Annotated in this window: 12 protein-coding genes; all 12 read left to right on the forward strand. The window is 43.2% G+C overall.

Annotated features, from left to right (window positions below):
* Window positions 1–25 precede the first annotated feature (25 nt).
* The 12 genes from HDC92_RS21655 to HDC92_RS21710 all read left to right on the forward strand — a co-directional run bounded on the left by HDC92_RS21655 (window position 26) and on the right by HDC92_RS21710 (window position 21,989).
* Complete coding sequence (locus HDC92_RS21655; protein ID WP_015808045.1) at window positions 26–712, forward strand: FadR/GntR family transcriptional regulator; 687 nt, start codon at window positions 26–28, stop codon at window positions 710–712.
* 249 nt (window positions 713–961) lie between these two features.
* Entirely contained in the window at window positions 962–2,152 is a 1,191-nt protein-coding gene (locus HDC92_RS21660; protein WP_255484630.1) for a sialidase family protein, read from the forward strand.
* Between the two features lie 59 nt (window positions 2,153–2,211).
* Window positions 2,212–5,565, forward strand: a complete 3,354-nt coding sequence (locus tag HDC92_RS21665; RefSeq protein ID WP_183877077.1) for a SusC/RagA family TonB-linked outer membrane protein — start codon at window positions 2,212–2,214, stop codon at window positions 5,563–5,565.
* Window positions 5,566–5,602: 37 nt separating this feature from the next.
* The gene (locus tag HDC92_RS21670; protein WP_183877078.1) at window positions 5,603–7,078 is read left to right on the forward strand and encodes a RagB/SusD family nutrient uptake outer membrane protein; all 1,476 of its coding nucleotides are present in this window, start codon (window positions 5,603–5,605) and stop codon (window positions 7,076–7,078) included.
* 1 nt (window position 7,079) lies between these two features.
* The gene (locus HDC92_RS21675; protein ID WP_183877079.1) at window positions 7,080–8,009 is read left to right on the forward strand and encodes a dihydrodipicolinate synthase family protein; all 930 of its coding nucleotides are present in this window, start codon (window positions 7,080–7,082) and stop codon (window positions 8,007–8,009) included.
* Between the two features lie 104 nt (window positions 8,010–8,113).
* Window positions 8,114–9,235, forward strand: a complete 1,122-nt coding sequence (locus HDC92_RS21680) for a sialidase family protein (protein ID WP_255484631.1) — start codon at window positions 8,114–8,116, stop codon at window positions 9,233–9,235.
* A gap of 212 nt (window positions 9,236–9,447) precedes the next feature.
* Window positions 9,448–11,379, forward strand: a complete 1,932-nt coding sequence (locus tag HDC92_RS21685; protein ID WP_015808039.1) for a fasciclin domain-containing protein — start codon at window positions 9,448–9,450, stop codon at window positions 11,377–11,379.
* A 17-nt stretch (window positions 11,380–11,396) separates the two neighbouring features.
* Window positions 11,397–14,636, forward strand: coding sequence for a SusC/RagA family TonB-linked outer membrane protein (locus tag HDC92_RS21690; RefSeq protein ID WP_183877081.1), 3,240 nt, complete (start codon window positions 11,397–11,399; stop codon window positions 14,634–14,636).
* 15 nt (window positions 14,637–14,651) lie between these two features.
* Window positions 14,652–16,184: a RagB/SusD family nutrient uptake outer membrane protein gene (locus HDC92_RS21695; RefSeq protein WP_015808037.1), complete on the forward strand. Its 1,533-nt coding sequence runs from the start codon at window positions 14,652–14,654 to the stop codon at window positions 16,182–16,184.
* A 28-nt stretch (window positions 16,185–16,212) separates the two neighbouring features.
* The gene (locus HDC92_RS21700; RefSeq protein ID WP_255484632.1) at window positions 16,213–17,649 is read left to right on the forward strand and encodes a fasciclin domain-containing protein; all 1,437 of its coding nucleotides are present in this window, start codon (window positions 16,213–16,215) and stop codon (window positions 17,647–17,649) included.
* A gap of 9 nt (window positions 17,650–17,658) precedes the next feature.
* The gene (locus HDC92_RS21705) at window positions 17,659–20,424 is read left to right on the forward strand and encodes a SusC/RagA family TonB-linked outer membrane protein (protein WP_183877083.1); all 2,766 of its coding nucleotides are present in this window, start codon (window positions 17,659–17,661) and stop codon (window positions 20,422–20,424) included.
* An 11-nt stretch (window positions 20,425–20,435) separates the two neighbouring features.
* On the forward strand, window positions 20,436–21,989 hold the full coding sequence (locus tag HDC92_RS21710; protein WP_255484634.1) for a RagB/SusD family nutrient uptake outer membrane protein: 1,554 nt from the start codon (window positions 20,436–20,438) through the stop codon (window positions 21,987–21,989).
* Window positions 21,990–21,996 lie beyond the last annotated feature (7 nt).

Raw genomic sequence — 21,996 nt, forward strand, 5'->3', positions numbered from 1 at the left:
CTCATTTTTGAATTACAATTAAACTATGGCAATAAATAACTTAAGTAAAGACCTGGCTCCAATTACCTCAAATACGATGGCTGATATTGTTGAGGTCAGGCTAAGAGAATACCTGAAAAAGAAATCTTTTCGTCCCGGTGATGCCTTACCCAAAGAACTGGAATTAGCTGAGGCCCTGGATGTAAGCAGAAATGTGCTTCGTGAAGCATTGAGCAGATTGAGGATGCTGGGCATGATAGAGACCAAGAAAAAGCGGGGGATGATACTGGCAAGGCCAGATATACTGGGTACCTTTGAACGTGTACTGGATCCGCTGATTATTGATACAGAGACCTTACAGGATATTTTTGAACTGAGACTGGTTTTGGAAATCGGGCTGGCAGATCTGATCTATATCAGAAAAACAGATAAAGATATTGCAGAATTGGAAAGCATTGCAAAGAAAGAGGTAAACCATGATAATTCTTTCCGGATTAAGAATGAGATTGCTTTTCATGGAAAGCTTTACGAAATGTCGGGCAATGACACGCTTAAAAGGTTCCAGATCATGCTGCTTCCGATTTTTGATTATGTAGTTACACTTGAAAAGAAACCTACGATGGGAAAAGTAAACCATCTTGACCTGGTACAGATTTTAAAAACAGGAACAAAAGATGATTTCAAAAAAGGGATGGAAGCACATCTTAAACCTCACTTTGACAGGCTGAAATAAATTTATAATATTTAATAGCTTTAAAAAAAGCCTGTAGTTGTTAGCTACGGGCTTTTTTATTGCCTTCTTTTTTTAAACGTTTTTTACAAGATAAAAATATTTGGATATATAGAAAATACTTCCCACATTTGATATGTACTACATAACTACTATTTAGTAACCAAATATAATCCTATGTATCACTTCAAGAAATTAAGTGTTAGCAGAAACAAGGTTTCAATTCTTTGCTATCTGAGTTTTATTTTATGTATGGTAACTGGCTGTGCTAAAAGTCCGGAAGCCTTGTCTTCTTTTGAAAATCAAAATATCAGAAAAGAAGAACAGGTAACTGTTGCCGCCCTGGCAGCCCCGGTATATTCCAGCATAGTACTATTTAACGGCGGCAATGAAAGTATCTACCATTCTTTCCGCATTCCATCTATTATCAAGACCAATAACGGTACGCTCGTAGCCTTTGCAGAGGGTAGAAGATGGAGCCCCAGCGACTACGGTGACATTAATATTGTCTTTAAAAGGTCTACAAATAATGGCAGCAGCTGGTCGGCACTGGGTGAAGTTGTGGGAAGTGGGGCTGGTACCTGGGGTAATCCTACAGCTGTTTACGATGCGGGGCAGGGCACAAATGGCCGGATATGGTTGTTTATGGAATGGAATGACCAATATAAAATGCAATGGTCGGATTTCCAGGCCTGGGGAGACCGCAGGATACATACTTCATATAGTGACGACCATGGGGCTACCTGGTCTGTACCGGTAGACCGGACAGCAACACTTACGCCTCCCGGCTATAAATGGGACTGTGTGGGTCCTGGTATTGGCATACAAACCAACTACAATACCCCGGGCCGGCTGGTAGTTCCGGCATTGGGCAGAAACATTTACAGCGATAACCATGGTGCTACCTGGCAATATCAGCTCATTCCCGGAGGCACCGATGAAAGTACAATAGTAGAACTGATGGACGGGACTTTGATGCGCAACGACAGGCCGGGTACTACAGAATGGAATGCATCCAAAACAAGAAGAAAATCTGTAGGCTCAATCGGTGCTGGATTTCCGGCATTTACAACAGTTGCAGCCTTGCCCGACCCCAAGTGTGAAGGTTCTGTTTTACGCTATAATACCGATTTGCCGAATAGAAGAATCATATTTCTTAATCCCAATGGTACAGGTCAACGCTGCAACATGACAGCCAGGATCAGCTATGATGACGGACTTACCTGGCCAAAGAGCAGGGCGCTTTACAGTGCCGCCAATTGTAATTACCAAACTACAACAGTGGTACATGGTGGATATTCCAGCATGGTAAAAACCGCAGATTATTGCGTGGGTGCTTTAATTGAATACAATGAGAATGTAAGTGACAGCGAAAGTAATAAATCCATAGAATTCAACAAGTTCAATCTGGCCTGGATATTAAACGGCAGTACAGAACCATAAGCTGTTTGTACATATTACAGCAATATAACCATAAACCAAATATTAAAATTAAACCTGTTATGAAGAAAAAGACCTTTATTTTTCTGTCCATGCTGTGCTGTCTTTTTGTTGCGACAAAGGTTACAGGCCAAAACGCTGGCCTGCTGATCTCGGGAAAGGTAAGCTCCGGAACGGACAAAGAAACACTACCGGGTGTGAGTATAAAGCTGAAGGGAACTACCACGGGTACTTCTACTGATGTAAATGGCAAATATTCCATCAAACTGCCATCCGGTGATGGCGTACTGATATTTTCTTATATCGGCCACAGAACAAAAGAAATAGCTGTAAATGGCCAGGCCAGGCTTGACGTGGTACTGGAACCGGATGTGAGTACAATGGATGAGGTTTTGATTGTGGGTTATACACAACAGTCGAGGAGCAAGACCACTGCAGCCATTTCCAAACTCTCGCCGGATGAACTTAAAAATACGGCAAATCCTAATCCTGTCCAGGCTTTACAGGGCAAAATTGCAGGTGTTTCAGTACCGGTTACCACCGGGCAGCCGGGTGTTGGGGCTACGAACATCATCATCAGGGGTGGAACCAAACCCAATGCTTACGGATCCGGACTGGGCAACAATAACGGCAGCTCTACAGGTGCTTCTGACGCCAATAGTCCGTTAGTAGTAGTAGACGGGGTATTCAGATCAATGAATGATGTGAACCCCGATAATATAGAATCCATGCAGGTAATGAAAGATGCCGCATCTACGGCTATTTATGGGGCCAGGGGTGCAAACGGTGTCATCGTTATTAAAACAAAAAGTGGAAATGCCAATGGTAAGATGAGCATTTCGCTTAACCACCGTACCACCTGGGAAACACAGGCCCGTGATTATGACTACCTGAACGCAGAAGAATACCTTCGGCTGGCACGTACCACGGTCAAAAATACAGCCGATGCACTGGACAAAAATAATCTGCTCAACAATGGTGGTTTTTCGGCCGGAACAAAGGTTTACACCGCCAAAGGACAGTATGGAAAGAACATCAACCTGACTGCCTTATATGACAACATTGTCTCGGTTGAAGGACAGGCGTATGTAGACAACCTATTGTCTAAAGGCTGGAAAGTAATGGACGATCCCATCAATCCGGGTACAAGGTTATTGTATGCCGATAACAACTACCAGGACATGCTATGGAATACCGGTTTGAGCAACAATGAAAATCTGGGTATTAGTGGGGGGAGTGAAAAATCTGACTATAATTTATCGATGGGCTATACCAATCAGGCAGGGGTATTTGTAGGCACCAAATATAAACGCTATGATGCCCTTGGAAATTTCGGTTTTAAAGCAGCAGATAATTTCAGGCTGGATGTGATGCTCAATTATCAGAACGTGATGCCTAATTATGTTGATGCCTATCAGAATGACCTGGTAAGGGCAGTAAGGATAACTCCATTGATCCGTACTTTTAAAGATGACGGCAACCCGATGCCCGGTGAATTGTATACCGTTCGTAACCGCTTTCACACTTTAAAATATGACGATACGCGAACCTCAACCGAACGGCTGGTATCGAGGGTTGCGGGCGACCTGACCATTATAAAAGGGTTGCATTTTAAACCGTCATTTTCTTATCTGATAGATGATTACAAGGAACTGTTTATGAGAAAAGGTACTCCTGCCGATGAGATACAGCCTGCTACCCAACGTCAGAAAACGGATTATACAAGAAACTCCAGACAACTGATGATCGATCAGGTATTACAGTATGATTTCAGTTTGCAAAATGCGCATAATTTTATGGTACTGGCGGGTGTTAACTATACCAGAAATACCAATCATATTGCCAGTCTTGGTTCTCAAAGAGGTTCCAATGATTATATCTATACCATAGACGAACCCTCTACAACCATTGTTAATGGCGTAGTAGTTACCAATGTGACCAATTTTGGTACTTCGATAGGCGAAACAAGGTCTGCCAGTGCATTCGGACAATTCAATTACGATTATAAAGCCAAATATTTACTGACCGGCTCTTTAAGGTATGACGGCTTTTCTAACTTCACGCCCGAAAATAAATATGCCTTTTTTCCTTCTGTTTCTGTAGGATGGAACATTCATAAAGAAGAGTTCTGGAATTTAAAAGCAGTAAATGCCTTAAAACTAAGGGCCAGCTGGGGTACAGCAGGACTTAGCGACCTGAGTATCACGGATACTTATGGCGGATATACTACATCAAGCTATGCCTTAGGTTCTGGTATTTTAAGAGCCAATCTGGCCAATCCCAACCTGAAATGGGAATCCACTGCAACAACAGACCTGGCTTTTGACGCTTCTTTCTTTAACAGCCGCATTAACCTGACAGTAGATTATTATAATAAACTGACCAAAGACAGGCTAGACTCTAAACCATTACCTTCTGAATCTCCTTTTGCCTCTATTACATTTAACAATGGTGAACTACGGAACCGTGGTGTTGAGATAGAACTGGGCGCTGCAATTGTTAAAACCAGGGATTTTAACTGGAATACCAATTTATCCTTTTCTTACAACCAGCAGTTGATCACCAAACTACCCGCAAACGGCCGTTTGAAGAACAGACAGGGAGGAGACCTGGTGTTCGATCCGGCATCAAATGCATTGGTAGAGAGGGGTGGTTTTGCAGAGGGGGAAAGACCCTTTCCGATTTATGCTTACCGGGTGACAGGGGTTTTTGCCACTGATGCTGAGGCTGCAGCCTGGAATGCCAAAGTGAAAGACAACCTGGCTTCACCGCAAGGTATAGCTGTAGGAAAACGTGGTGGAGATTTCATTTTTGATGATGTAAACGGCGATGGTGTAATCGACACCAAAGACCAGGTGTTTATGGGCTACAGAAACCCCAATAAAATGGGTGGGATGCAAAATACATTTACGTACAAAAACCTGAGTCTCAGATTTACCATGGATTATGCATTGGGACATCTGATCAGTAATGGTGCCCTGGCACGCTCACTGGGACAGGGAAGGGCTTTTAATGAAGGAGCTCCTGCTATTGCAATCGGCCCCGATATCTGGCAGAACCAGGGCGACACAGATAAAAAATACGCACGTTTTTCTTTTGCAGACTTCGATTTTGGACAACGCAATTATCTGCGCAACGGAACACTTGGAAATAACAACGGTTACAATTCCGATGTATCGGCCATGTTTTCAAAGGGCAACTTTCTCGCTTTCAGGGAAATTTCAATTGCTTATGATATCCCTAAAAAAATACTCAATAAAATACGCGCATCCGGCTTAAATATTTTTGCAACGATATATAATGTGGGTTATTTAACCGCTTATGAAGGCTTAAACCCTGAAGTATATACAGGTTTTGATCCGGGTGGGTATCCAAGACCAAGACAATTTTTATTGGGTGCCACATTAAAGTTCTGATCAAACTTGCAAATCAGTTTTTAAACAAATTTCAATTATGAAAAAGACAGCAATAACCATCATATCAGCTATTTTTTTATCTGCTTTAAGTCCGGCTTGTAAAAAAATACTGGAAGTAACCCCTCAATCCAGCATTACTGATGCCGTTTTCTTTAAAAATGAAAACGATTTTGAGCCTTATGTTACCGGTATATATACCTCTATGCGTACATTTTCCAACGATATTGTATATGGTACAGAAAGGAGTGAAGAGCTTGTAGCCGCCTTAAATTCCAGGTTCGGGGTAGCCTGGACACAGATCATTACACCCACCTCTGGGGCAATTAATTACAACAACTGGTACAAGGCCATTGGAAACTGCAATTTATTGCTGGCCAAAATTGAGGCCTTTCCTTTTGCAGCTAATCCTGACCTTAAAAAAAGGATACTGGCAGAAACCTATTGCCTTCGGGCCTATTTCTACTTCCATTTAACCAGAATCATTGGCGATGCCCCCATTATGCTGGATGCGGTAGTAGACGAAAATGTGCCCTTGCTATCCAGGGCAAAAGCCAGCGATGTAATGAAGCAGATCCAGTCAGACCTTGACCTGGCCATCCAGAATTTTACCAGTATCGGGGGTTTTTCTAAAGGTGTTTATCCATCAAAGTACCGCTTTGCTTACGGATCGGCTATGGCCCTGAAAGCTGATGCCTATCTTTGGAGCGCAAAAGTACTGGGTGGTGCCGATCCGGATTTTAACAGTGCCATAGCAGCCATAACTGAAGTAGAAGCTTCCGGTTTAATCCTGAACCAGGACTATAAAAACGTAACTGGCATCAGAGCAGCAGGCAACACAGAAGTAGCCCTGGCCGCTTATTTTCAGAGGGATGAGATTTCCAATAATTACGGGCTTAACGCATTGCCTTATTTAGCTGGTGTACAGGGCGCATTAAACCTAAGCCAGATACCTTATGCACAAACTACCGTAAACGGCCAAGGCGCTTACCAGATCAGCCCCAAATCCAGGGCCTTATTTACCAATGTTGCCGACAAACGGATCCCTTATACCTGGATCACTGAAATTCAGGCCTCTGGACCAAAGATCTCCTGGATCACAAAATATCCTGGTAACGTGTATCCGGACAGCCGTGTTTCAGATAATGACATCATCATTTACAGGTTATCTGATATTTTTCTGATGAAAGCAGAAGCTTATGCAGCGTTGAACAATATTCCGAAAGCATTGGAATACCTGAATAAGGTAAGGTTCAGGGCGGGTACTGGCGACTATACCGCTTCTGTTTTGAAGACTGATGTAGAAAAGGAAATTCTTGATGAACGCGGCAGGGAGCTGTTTTTTGAAAATAAACGCTGGTATGATTTGGTCCGGTTCCATAAAGGCGGTACCATCAATGTATATACCTATGTGCCCAATCTGGCTGGAAAAACCACACCACTGTTCTGGCCATTAAATACCACAGTATTCGCAAATAACCCAAACATCAAACAAACAGAAGGCTACATTCAATAAAATGACCCCACTTAAGGCAACAGAAATATACGGCAACTGGGCGACATTATTATTGCCCCTTAATACTGATGACAGCATCAATTACAGCCAGCTGGAAGAAGAAATAGATACGCTGATCGGTTTTAAGGTAGATGGTATTTACTCCAACGGAACAGCCGGTGAATTTTATAACCAGACTGAAGAGGAGTTTGATCTGATCAATGCGCTCCTTGCAAAAAAGTGCAATGCGGCAGGTATGCCTTTCCAGATCGGGGCTTCCCACATGAGCCCCGAAATATCCCTGCAACGGGTACAGCGTGCCAGATCATTGAAACCCTCGGCCATCCAGGTGATCCTGCCTGACTGGTTTGTACCTACCATTGAAGAAATCATCGTATTTCTGAAGGTGATGGCCAAAGCAGCTGATCCAATAGGCTTAATCCTGTACAATCCCCCACATGCAAAAAAGAAGCTTTCACCTGCAGATTTTTTAGATATTCTGCAAGCAGGAGTTCCCCTTGCAGGATGCAAAGTTGCAGGAGGTGATGTGCAATGGTACCAGGACATGCAAGAGCTACCAGTACCATTTTCGGTTTTTATTCCCGGACACCATTTGGCAACAGGCATTTCAAGGGGCGCACATGGAGCCTATTCCAATGTAGCCTGTTTAAACCCCGCCTTTGCGCAAAAATGGTATAACGATATACACATTGGGGATAAAACAGCATTTGAACTCGAGACCAGAATTCAACGGTTTATGAACGAATGTATAGTCCCCTACATTACAGATCAGGGTTATGCCAACCAGGCGGTCGATAAATTTATGGCAGCAGTGGGCGGCTGGACACCTATAAGTCCGCGGCTGCGCTGGCCTTACCGCTGGATACCGGAGGAAGATGTGCCCGCTATCAGAAAAAAATGCAAAGAGATCCTGCCCGAAGTTTTCAATTAAAAATTTTCAATACTTAAACCAAACCCATGCTAATTTTTACCAGAGCACACCACAAACTGTTTGCACTCGAAACCGCTCTATTTTTCATCACTATTTGTTTTTTTTTGACATTTATAACAACAGGATGCAAAACAACAAAACAGAACATTTCAAGGTCAGGATTAGACAGTACCTTGGTTTTTACACCCGATAAAACTTATGCTTCTATGCGGATACCGGCTTTGGTGATTACCCAAAAAGGCACTTTACTGGCATTTTGTGAAGGCAGGATAGGAACGGCAAGCGACTGGGCAGATATGGATCTGCTGATGCGCAGGAGTACAAATGGTGGAAAAACCTGGGAACCCCATGTCATTATTGCCGCAAAAAAAACCGGAGAACCTACAAGTAATGCCACTCCAATAGTAGATAAAGATGGAACCATCCATTTGCTATACCAGCGGGATTATGCGAGGGCCTACTATACCTTTTCAAAAGATGACGGAAAAACATGGAGCAAGGCTGCAGACATTACCTATGCCTTTGATGCTTTTAAACCGGAGTATGACTGGAAAGTACTTGCACCAGGACCAGGACATAGTATCCAGTTAAAAAATGGCCGTTTGCTGGTTCCTGTATGGTTAAGTAATCCGGCTAAAATGCTGCCCAGAAGAAGTCACGCGCCATCTTGTATTGCTACCATTTATAGTGACGACCTGGGCCACACCTGGAAAAGGGGGGCAATTATAGCAGACAACAATCCCGATTTTAAGAACCCCAGCGAAACTATGGCCATCCAACTTAAAGATGGACGTGTGATGGTCAATATCAGAAACGTAACAGAAAAGCACCGCAGGGGCCTTAGCTATAGTAAAGACGGGATCAGCGGGTGGAGCAAACCTGTTTTCGACGAAGAATTGTTTGAACCTGTATGCATGGCTACCATTACCCGCCTGCCGGAAAAGCTGGGAGGAGGGATGCTGTTTATCAATCCCGACAGCAGGGACATTCCTAAATATCCGCGCAAAAACCTCACTGCCAGGATCAGCAATGATGAAGGGCAAAGCTGGCCGGTTAAAAAAGTAATCGATACAGGAACCTCAGGCTATTCTGATGTAGCTGTTGGAGCAGACGGAACCATATATTGTTTATACGAGACCAACTCAAACCCCGGCAGAAATTTTAATTACAGCCTGGTTTTGAAACGTTTCAGTTTAAACTGGCTAACCGGCACATCTAAGAAATAAATTCAATTATTTGGAATACCCGATTTAATATTTCATATTTGATATTGTAAATATGTTCTACATAACAACTAATAAGTGTAGTTCATTACAAACCAAACCAAAATAAACTGTATAACCTTTTAATCAATGCTTTTTGATTTAATTATAAACGGGCTTTACCCTTGCAGGTAGCGTTTATTATTAAAACAATCAGCAAAATTAATGAGCCTGCAATGAAACAAACTAAAAAATATTTCATACTGCTGTATGTCATATTAACTGTATTTGGACTATCCTGTTCTAAAGAGTTCCAAGAGCATTATAACCCCGAAAGAAGAATCGACAAAAACATTATCCAGGTATTAAGTGAAGATCCTGACCTGACTGATTTTGTAAAGATCATAGACAAGCTGGACCTTAGAAAAACCCTGGGGGAAGCAGCCATTTATACCTGTTTTGCACCTACAAACGAACAGGTAAATGCGTACTTTAAATCTAAGGGGTTTACATCCATAGCCGATGTCCCGGTACTGGCGCTCCGTCAATATGTAAACAACCATTTCATCAATGGAATGTATTATAAATATGACATTGAAAAAAGGTATAAAGACGCTATAAATGGATTAAACCCCACAAAGGCCACCTTTTATAAAACGCGAAGCGAAACTGCACTGCCTTCCAAATCAATCAGGATTTTCACACCTTCTTTTTTTACCGCCCAGCAGGACGATTACAAAACGCTGTACAACATCGCGGGTAGTGGTTTTATGATCGGCACGGCAAAGATCTCCGATACCAAATTTGATATTGATGCCAGCAATGGCGTTATCCACGTGCTGCAATCGCCTTTGGAGGTGATGCCCAGAACGGATGCCGCAATAGCAGCCGATCCGGAGGTATCTATGTACAATAAATGGCTTGAAACTACAGTGACCTATTCTCTGGGTGAAAAAGATGAATTCGGCTGGGTGGATACCACACTGATCAAATCTTATTCTATAGGCAGGAACCTTGCAGATGAAAATGTGCTGACTACTGTATTTGTACCTACCAATGAAGCTTTAATGAATTATTTTAAGCCTTATCTGGCCGACCTTTACAACAATATAGACTCGGTTCCAAAACTCATCATATCCGAAGTGCTCAGGAGCAGTATCCTGGCCGATACCTGGTTCAAAAGTGACATTATAAGAAATAACCCTGAACTGAGAACAAACAATTATCCGCAGATCATTCAAAAAATAGCACCAACAATTGTCGGCTCCATCGTATCCAGTAACAGCATCATTTATAAGGTAAATAAAATGCTGGAACCACCTAAGCTCAATAGTGTTGAAGGTGGGGTATATATGAAAAAGAGAATTTACGGTCAGTGGGACTGGATGTTCCAGCATACCAACCTGGAATCTGGCTTAACGGACGGACTATATTTTCAACACGGATCCAGGACCATATTGTTGCAACCGGATGAAAAATGGGGCTTTCCACTGGCTGAAGATATGGATGCGGCAACCCTGCTGATCAGACAGAATGCCTGCCGGACCGGGATACTCAATATTGATGTAAGGGCTGACGGTGGTTTCAGAAAACGCTTTTATCCAACAGAATTTGGATACATATTATACGACAACAGCAAATTTATAGATTATACAGGCAATACCGTTTCTTTGATCAAATCTAATCCCACCTGGGAACGCGGCAATGGTGCCATCTATGAAATTGATGGTTTCCTGACACCAATGGACAAGGCCGACCTGACCAGAACGGTTTACGCTTTGGTACAGAAAGATCCTGAACTCTCCTTATTTACAACAGCCTGCACAAAATCAGGCCTGGTCACAGAGCTGAACCTGACCGGATTTTTTAGTTATACCGTACTGGCCCCAACCAACGCAGCCATACAGGCTGCCGGCCTGCAGGTCAACACCATGACGGTTGATGCGCTCAAAAATTTTGTAAATGCGCACATCATTCCCAACCGCTATGTATTCAGTGATGGGGTATCGCAGGGAAGTATGCCCAATAAGGCGGGGAATTATTTGACAGTTAACGGTCAATGGGAAAGTTTCTCCATAACCAACAGTACAGGTAAATCTATAAAACCGGTTGCAGCCAATCTTCAGGGCTGTAATGGGGTTGTACACAAAATTAATCAGGTTTTTTAAGCGGTAACGATTTTAAAATGAATAGAATATTACAAAAGATTTGCATTCTTATAGGTTTACTATACTTAAATATCGATGCTTTCGCGCAAACCGATATCATTACCGGAGTGGTTTACGATGAATCTAAAAATGTAACCTTTCCGGGGGTAACCGTAATGCTTGTTAACCGCAATAACCTGGTATTAACAGGTATAACGACAGATAACGATGGTAAATTCCGGTTAAAAAAGACAGACAATGCCGAAAAGATCATCTTCTCTTATGTGGGCTATAAAAAACAGGAATTTGTGATCGGTACGCGAAAAAGTTTTGAGGTGGTTCTGATCAACGGCTACAATACCATGGATGAACTAAAGATTGTTGGACAGAAGAACCCTAAGGCCGATATGGGCTTTCTTTCTATCGATAAAAAGGAACTCAGCAGTGCCGTCGCATCCGTAAACCTGGAAGATCTGAAAAACCTTCCTGTAACATCTGTAGAACAGCTGATACAAGGTGCTGCGCCAGGTCTGCAGGTTGTTGCCGCCAGTGGCGATCCGGGTGCCGCAGCTACCATAAGGATCAGGGGTATTTCCAGTATCTCCGGCATAAACGATCCGCTTTGGGTAGTGGATGGAACTGAGGTTATCGGCAACGATTATAAAGTACAGAGTATAACCGACTTCGGGTTTAGCCCTATAGGCGACATAGACCCGTCCGACATTGAATCTATTGATATTTTAAAGGACGCTTCTGCTACTGCACTTTACGGATCCAAGGGTGCAAACGGAGTAATCGTCATCAAAACCAAAAGGGGTAAACAGGGCAAGCCCGAATTCAGTTTTACCTCTAAATTTACCTTTACAGAGGTACCCAGAACAATTCCCATGATGTCTGGTGATGAACACCGTATTTTCTCCATAGAAAGTTATGGCAACGGAACAGATGATGGAAGTTTCCTCAAAGAGCTGCGTGGAGACCTGACCAGGGCTGATGCCTGGAAATACAATAACAATACCGACTGGATAGCTGCCATTACCCGTAAGGGTTATTACCAGCAATACAACACTTCCTTAAGCGGTGGTGGAGAGCGGGTTACCTATTATTGGGGAGTGGGTTATACCAACCAGTATGGCACTACCAAAGGTACCGGATATGACCGTTTCAACAACCGCTTTAACCTAAATTATAAGGTTTCTGATAGGTTAAAAATTTCGGCCGATCTGTCCTTCATCAATTCCATAACTGATAAAAGAGGGCAAACGCATCCGATCAATGAAAAAGGACTTACAGATTTTACAGCCGATGAGATTTCCCCCATGGCTTATGCCAGGGAGATCAGCGCCTATTATCCAATCTATTCCAGGAACGGACTGGATTATTTTGTAGACCGCGCAGACCCGGTTTCGGTCACTTCAAGGTATAATCCTCTGGCCATTATTGATTATTCAACTTATCTGACCAAGTCGAACCGCTTTATGGCCTCTACGGTAATAGAATATAAAATTCTTAAAAACCTGGAGTTCCGGTCACAGATCGGCGTCGATTTCCGCGAGTCTGCCGATGAATATTTCCTTCCGGGATATGCTACTGCAGCCATTGCCGGAGAGGCACTTTTCAATGCAGGTATGCAAACAGAAGGTCATCAGCTGATGATCAACAACAGCAACCGCCTTACCTGGTCGGCCTTTAGTAAAAAGAACCACCGGCTTACAGTTACAGGAGTATTGAACCTGACCATGGACAAGGACAACTCTACTTCCGTAAGCTATAGCAACGGCGCATCGCCGCAATTAAGGGCATCCGATGCATCTGCGGTAGTTGCCTCAGCAGGTGGGTCATTTGGTGAGCGGAGAAACATAGGCACCTTTCTGCAGGGACATTATGTATTTAAAGACAGGTATTTCTTAACGGCCACTGCAAAAATGGAAGGCGATTCCAGATATGGAAAAGACAATCTTTATACTGTTTATCCCGCAATTGGTGCAGGCTGGGAAATGTCTAAAGAGAAATTTCTTTCTGATGTAAAATGGATTACAAATATCAAACCGCGCTTTGCTTTTGGAATTACAGGCAACCTGCCAAATGTGCTCAATTTATATGATGTTGCCTATGCTACCGGTACAGGTTACCTGGGCCAGACCTATACCTACCCTTCAAAATTTGCGTACGACAACATTAAACAGGAAAGCACTACTGAATACAATACTGGGGTAGACTGGAGCTTATTCGACAATGCAGTATCCGGACAAATTGATTATTACACCCGTACCACCACCAATTTATTGCTGCAGGAAACACTTTCCTCAACTTTAGGTTATGCCAGTCAGTATATCAATTTCGGTTCTGTACGCAACAGCGGACTTGAGCTTGGCATTTCGGCACTTATTTTAAAGGGTGACAAAAAATCACTACGCTGGAGAACGTTCTTCAATATCTCCAGAAACCGGAATAAATTATTGAGTCTGCCTGAAAAATTTGATGCTGCTGCCTTTACCCAGACCAAAGATGGTTTCACCTCCAAACTTCAGGCAGGTGATGTGATCGGAGGGTTTTATGGTTACCGGGCTTTGGGCGTATACCCAACAGATCAGGATGCCATATTGAAGGATAAAGATGGGGCCATCATTTACGAAGCAGATGGTCTTACACCTAAACGTATGCGCTTTGGATCGAACACCGGACATCAGTTTAGCGGGGGAGAAATGCAATACGACGACATTAACGGAGATGGGATCATCAATGAGCTCGACAGGGTACAGATAGGTGATGCAAACCCGATGTTTTACGGTGGCTGGAACAATTCCTTTAACCTGGCCAACTGGTCCTTACAGGTAAATTTCCAATATCAGTATGGCAACGATGTGATCAACCTGACCAGAAAATCTTTAGAAAAAATGGCCGATTCGAAGAACCAGGCAAAATCAGTAACCGACCGATGGAGAAAACAGGGCGATATCAGCAATATCCCGCGGGCCGACAGACTGGCAGAATGGAATTATGCAGCGTCAACACGGTGGGTAGAAGATGCTTCCTATCTGCGTTTGAAAACCGTATCGCTCTCCTACGATTTTGATAAGAAAACCGTAGGCAGGTTAAAAATAGGCATCAGAAGCATGAGTGCCTTCTTAACTGCCTATAACCTTTATACCTGGACCAGGTATTTGGGTATCGACCCGGAAGTACCTATTACTGGCAGTGTAAATATGTTTGGAATAGACAACAATACAACTGCACCTGCAAAGCAGTATACACTCGGGCTAAGGGTCTCACTTTAATTTAGAAACAAAGAAATGAAAGCATTAAATAACATAAAATACGGATTGCTGCTCCTGATCTTCCTGGGCACTGGCTGTACTAAATTTTTAGATGTGGAAAGACCGGATAACCTGATCAAAGATAATTTCTGGCAAAACAGGGACCAGGTATATTCTTCTTTAATCGGGCTGTATACAGCCATGAACAGCTGTGTAAGTTCATTCCAGGTATGGGGGGATAGCCGGTCTAGTCTATATGCGCCCGGAATAGGTACCGAATTTACCAGTAACCATGCGCAATTCCTTTCGCACGATATTTATACCACAAATAGTCTTACCTCATGGGCCTCTGTATATAAAGCAATTGGCTGGACCAATGCTTTTATCAAAAATGCCCCTGAAGGCCCTAAAAATGACCCCACTTTTAAAGTAGAAGAGTTACAACAAATGATGGGCGAAGCTTATGCCCTTCGTGGTTTATTCTACTTTTACCTGGTCCGTACTTTTAAAGAAGTACCTGTGATCAAAGAACCTTATGAATCAGATGCACAAACCTTCAATACAGCCGCTTCATCTGAAAACGAGGTGCTTGATTTTATAGAGGAAGACCTTGGCAATGCCCTGAAAATTGCGCCTGAAACATTTACCGATGCAAAGGAACGCCATGGCAGGATCACTAAAAATGCCATCAGGGCAATACTGGCCGATGTCAAACTCTGGAGAAATCAATATGCAGCCTGTATCGATCTGTGCAAAACCATTGATGTAGCATACGCAAATTCTTTGGTAAGGCCGCTCGACTGGTATACCATTTTTTATCCCGGCAATTCTACTGAATCCATCTTCGAATTCCAGTATGGCCTTCAGGGGCCATCCTCACCATTGTACAACTGGTTCTCTTTTCATGATCAGGGCAAGGAGATCTACCTGGCCAATTCAAAGAACATCACTGCAAATTCTGGTGAATTTCTGTATCCAAGTACAGTACCCGAACATATCACTTCTGATACCATACGGTTAAAACCCTATAGTGCCTTTAGCATGACATCCGCAGCAAATGGCTATGCCTCAGCAACTGAGGTATATAAATTTTTAGGGCAGGCACCTTACCAGGTGGCTTACAGGAGACAAAACGACCGTACCTCCAATTACATTTTTTACCGCTACCGCGAAATCCTGCTGATGAAGGCCGAAGCTTATGCCATGCTCGGCCAGTACGGCGAGGCCGAAAAGAACATCAATATCATCCGTAAGCATTGCGATATACCGGAACTTACGCCTGGTGAAGGCGGTGAGGGGGCTGAATTTTTTACCAGGCTTTTGCTGGAAAGGGAATTTGAGCTCGGGTTTGAAGGGAAAGAATGGTTTGCCGCTGTAAGGGTAGCCAGAAGAACAGGATATGCTGATGTATTGCTGGAAAAAGCAGCAAACAACCATTCTATGAAACTGGCTTACCAGGTAGTAAGGGCCAGGTTACTGAACCCGGAAAGCTGGTTTTTGCCCTATTACAGAACAGAAGTTGAAAACAACCCCTTACTGGTACAAAAAGAATTTTACAGGAACAAATAATATGAATGGCCAAATTAAACCAAAGCAAATGAAACAGTATTTAAATTACCTGCTTACCGCAACCTTGCTGCTATTTGTACTTCAGGGTTGTAAAAGAGATTTCTCGGGAGCCAGATATGACAGTAACGATGAACTTCAGATCATTGATTATATAGACAACAGGCCCGACCTGAGCACTTACCGCGAACTGGTAGACTATGTAAAAAAACGGAATCTGTTAAAAACAGCCGGGGCATATACCGTATTCGCACCAACAAATGCAGCTTTCACCAATTTATTTGCCCGCTTATCTTCAAACGGAGAAAAGGTAAGTGCCATAAAGGACAAAACACCGGAATTCTGGTTGAACTATTTCAGCTATCACCTGTTAGACAAAAAAATAAATACCAATGCCCTGGAGCAGGGACCACTATCGGCCCCAACGGCACTAAACAAGAAGTTTTTAATTGCGGATATCCGGGATTCTTACAGCGCTATCAAACTGAATAATTTTGCCACCATCCAGGAGTCTAATATCGAAATGAGCAATGGCTATGTTAATATTCTTGATGAAGTCCTCTCACCACCTGTAGAAAGTATACTGACTACCCTTCAAAAAACAGGAAAGTATAATATTATGCTGGGCATTTTTGAAGAAACTGGCCTAACCAGATACCTTAAAGACAGTACCATCACCCTGATTATTGAACGTGACGAGGTATTGCAAAAAAACAATTTCAATAAAGCTTCCATCAGTAACCTGCCCCAATGGGCAGCTTATCATATTGTCCCCGATTCGGGCTACTTCCTCAACCAGCTAACCAAACAGCGGATCTATCCTGTATATAAAAAGGAAGCCCTCAGTTTTAGTGTAAACGACCGTGGCCAGTATTTTATGAATGAGAAATATAAGTTCGACCAGTCTATCGAGTTCGGTATAGACCGCATCTGTTCCAATGGGGTATACCATTCCATGGACAATGTAGTAGCCATCGAAACCGCGCTGCCTGCAACCATACGGTTAAACCTGTTTCCGCCGGGCAGCCCTTATGGCGAACAGAATGTATTTACAGTGGCACCGGCACAGATCGTTTTAAATACCGGAACACAAAGTTATCACCAGAACAAAGAATTGAAAATTGTCGCATTCGATGCACAACAGGTTGGCGATTACTTTTATTTCACCGTTCCCGACGTTCCGGTGGGAAAATACAATATCCGCGTGGTACACCGTGCCGGAACACGTGGTAAATTCCTCACCATCTATAATGATGTAATTGTTAAAAATGATATCGACCTGTCTAAAACCGACGGCACCTGGGCCGAATACAACTATTACATCTATAACAACTGCGGGATAATTAATGTCGAAAACCGTTCTGATGTGAAATTAACTTTTGCACTCACCGCTTTTGCGGCAGGAAAGAATGGAAGCTATTGCTGCGATGTACTGATGGACATCATTGAACTGATCCCTGTACCCTAATCAACGCAGATGAAAAAGGAATTAAAAATTATGATAAGAAAAGTTTTACTGTTTGCCTTAAACATAGCATGCCTCTCTGCCTTGGGGCAGGAAAATAAAAAAGTGTCCGACTCTCTGCTGAAAAGTGTAAACATCAAAGCCGGGGCCCTTACTTTTACTGAACTGATGGCAGACAAGCCAGGCATCCAGGTTATCCAGTCGGGTACCATTGGCGCCGCCTCGCAACTGATGATCCGCGGATTGGGCTCCATCAACCTCAACAGTTCACCGTATATATATGTAGATGGGATCCCGGTAAGGTACTCCCGTGCATTACCTTCATTTCTATCTGTTTACCAGCCTTCACGTTTCAGCTTCATAAATCCAAATGATATCAAAAGTGTAAAACTGGCAAAAGAGGGCATAGATGTATCCGCCAACGGCGGTCGTGGCGCAAACGGGGCCATCTATATAGAAACAGACCGGGGCGAATTGGGTGGCACAAAAATAGATTTTTCAGCTAAGTTTGGTCTTTTAACAGCAAATTATAATGTAAACCGTATGGGTGCCGGCCAGTTTAAAAACTACCTGCGCAATTACTTTCTAGAAAATGGCAGCACAGCTACCGAAGTAAACCAGCACCCTGTTTTTGACCCGGCCAATCCAATGTATAATGGCAATACCAACTGGATGCGTTTAATTGCTAAAAATGGTATGTTAAGTGATTATCACTTAAAACTAAAAGGTGGGGATGGCGATGCCTATTACATGTTTAGTGTAGGCTATGCGGATAAGAACGGTACCCTGAAAGGATCTGACCAGAACCAGGTGAACCTTCGTTTTAACCTCGATTATAAACTTTCACCTAAAATAGAGATCTCCAATAACCTGGCTTATACCCACGCAGCCACAAATTATGCAGAGCAGGGGGCAGATTACAGCATCCACCCCGTATTTGTTGCGGCCACTAAAGCTCCCTTTTTAAGTCCCTACTTGTTTTCCCCGTCGGGCCAGCTTACCAAACAGCTTGCTGACGCAGATACTTTAGGGAAAAGCAATCCCCTGGCACTGGTAGACAATATGTACAACAGCAACGAAGACAACCGTGTAGATGGCAGCATCAGCATCCATTGGCTGTTGGCACCACAAACTTTTCTGCACTCTTCATTTGTATTTAATTATATGAGCCTTACAGAAAAACAATACCGTCCAAAACTGGGTATTGTCCAGGACCTGAACAGGATCAGGCAAAACTTAAAAAGAAACTCCAGTGAATCTATGCTCCTATGGAGCAGTTGGCTGGATAAAACAGGAAAATTTGGTGCCAACAACCGCTATTCGGCCAAGGCAGGTTTATCTATAGAGTCTTATGAAGAGAAATCTATATTTGTCCGAAAAATCAATGCCGGTTCTGACGACTATGAAACACTTGCACAAGGTACTGTAGATTCCTCTTCGAATTTAAAATATAGATCAAAGCTGCTTAGCCTGTACATGAGGGGCGATGTTGACTTCTTGAACAGGATCAACCTGGCCGCCAACCTGAATATTGAAGGTTCCAGTAATTTCGGCAGTAAGGGCAGATGGGGCATTTATCCAGGTGTAAAAGCAGTGGCAGATCTTTTTGAAAGGAAAAATGATACACAACTGGCCTTCCGTGCGGGCTGGGGCAGAAGTGGTAATAACGACTTGCGTGGCTATTATCAGTACAATCTTTATTATGCGGCCAATTATTTTGGCTATGGCGGAACTTATCTCGGTAATGTGGCCAATAAGTCGGTCAAACCAGAGGTCACTGATACTTATGACGGAGGTTTAACACTCAACTTATTTAAAAACAGGCTGACTGTAGATGCGGGATACTATTATAAAGCCACATCAGACCTGATTACCCGACGTGCTGTACCGATTGAACTTGGCCTTGACCAGCAATTTGAAAATAGCGGAAAAATGACTTCACAAGGGGTCGAAATCAGTTTGGATGCTAAACTGATCGATAAAAAAGAGCTTTCATGGTTAATATATGGCAACATCTCTACTTTAAAAAACAAAGTAAAGGCACTCCATAACGGAAGCATCATCAGATCCATAGGTGGTATCCATACGGTAGCCAAAGTAAATGAGCCCCTGGGTGCATTTTATGGCTATAAAGTACTGGGTGTTTTTGCTAACCAAGCCGATGTAAACCTGCAAAAAGCCGATGGTACCAGTTTTAAGGCTGGCGATTACATCATTGATGATGTCAACAAAGATTCAAGGATCAACGAACAGGACCGTCAGGTAATCGGGTCTGCACTTCCAAAGGCTTTCGGAAATTTCGGTACTGCCCTGAGCTATAAAAAACTGTCTTTCAACGCCTTGTTTACTTATACTCTTGGCAATGATATTTACAATAGTTTTAATCAGCAAATGCATGTAATGAAAGATTATTCCAACCAGTCGCCCGATGTAGAGGGCCGCTGGATGTCGGCTTCAAACCCCGGAAACGGACTAAGCCGCGCAGCCTTTGATGATCCTTCTATGAATGGCGCCCCCTCTGATCTTTGGCTGGAAAAAGGAACTTTTCTTAGGTTAAAAAATATTACTGTCAGCTATGAAATTCCATTGCCGGCAAAAATGAGGTTTTTCCGTGCCCTTAATGTATACGTCACAGGCGAAAACCTGGCCACTTTTACAAAGTACAGCGGATTTGATCCTGAAGTAGTCAGCACACCCGATCCCATGTTAAGGGGAATTGATTTTGGGGCATCTCCGCTTCCCAGAACATACATTATGGGTTTTAAGGTATCATTTTAGTCAATATGAAAATGAAGACAATCAAAATAATAAAATCAATAAGCACAACTTCAGTAATGTTACTACTGGGCATGTGTATCCTTTCCTGTAAAGACTTTTTTAATGAAGCCCCAACGGACACCATTAAAGAAGAAAACTTTTACAAGAACAGGGAAGATTTAAATGCCGCTGCAATTGGTATGTATGAATCACTGGCACAGGAAACGCACAAATTCCTGCTATGGGGTGATGCCAGGGCCGACATGATTACTACCGGTCAGCCCGAACCTGATCCTTACATCAATGAGTTTGTGGTAAATAATGTTACCTCAAATAATCCTTATACCAATTATGCAGGCATCTACCGCACCATTGCACGCTGTAACCGTCAGATGGAAAAAGTGTATAACGTGCAGAAACTGGATTCCAAAATTGATGCCCGGGATGCAGGTGCATTTTATGGCGAAGCATTGTTACTGCGTGCCATCTGTTATTATGAGCTGGTACGTACTTATGAAAAATTTCCCATTATCCTTTCCGATTACGCGGAAACCATAACCTACGTAAATACAGAAGGGGAAACTGTAACCAAGCCAACGCTCAGCCTGACTTCCGAACAGATCAGCGCCATTTACAGGATGCCTAAAGATCAGCAGGAAGTATGGAAACTGATTTACAATGATGTACTTACCGCATTGGGCATGTTGCCCGTAAACTACAAATGGAATGCGCAAAGCCTGAGTGCCAAGGAAAGATATGGAAGGGTCTCACAACCTTTGGCTGCTACGCTGGCGGCCGAAATAGCCTTATGGCTGGGCGAATACCAGACCGCATCTTCTCTTTGCGATCTGTCCATCAAAAATTCAAACCAAAGTCTGGGAACAGCAGGTACCTGGTTCAATCAGTTTTCAAGTGCCTATGCAACTGGCCACTCCATGTTCTTACTGGGCTATCAGTACGACAATAGCTTTGAAACCAATAGGCTGCAGGAGTTTACTTCCCCGGTACGTAAGGATGGCGGAAAGTATTACCTGAAACCGGTTTCAGCCCTCATGAACCGCCTGTTTAAAGACGATGTTTCTTTAACTGATGCCGACATCAGGGCCCAGGCCAGCTTTAAAGTGCTTAATGGCGATACCGTAATCTGGAAATACATCGGACTCGACAATGTATTGTCCATGCGTCCCGCTTATCAGAGCAATGCCAGCTGGTCAGTTATGCGCAGTGCGGATGCCTGGCTGCTCAAAGCTACAGCAGATCTGATGCTAAACAATTACGCATCTGCCTTTAATTTTATCAATATGGTAAGAACGGCAAGGGGCCTGGTCATTTTGGATAAGGCTACATTTAATTATACCGACAAGGTGGTCATGGATAAACTGATTTTTGACGAAAGGGCAAGGGAGTTCGCTTTTGAGGGAAGGCGCTGGTACGATTTAATGCTGCAGTCAAAACTCAACGGCAAAAACATGCTGGCCGATGCAGTTACCGCAAAATACCCTGCAAAAGACAAAGCCGCAATTAAGGCCCGTCTGATGGATGAGAAAAACTGGTATATCCCTGTCAATCCAAAGTTATGGGAGTAATGATCAA

Source organism: Pedobacter sp. AK017 (assembly GCF_014200825.1).
Taxonomy (GTDB): domain Bacteria; phylum Bacteroidota; class Bacteroidia; order Sphingobacteriales; family Sphingobacteriaceae; genus Pedobacter; species Pedobacter heparinus.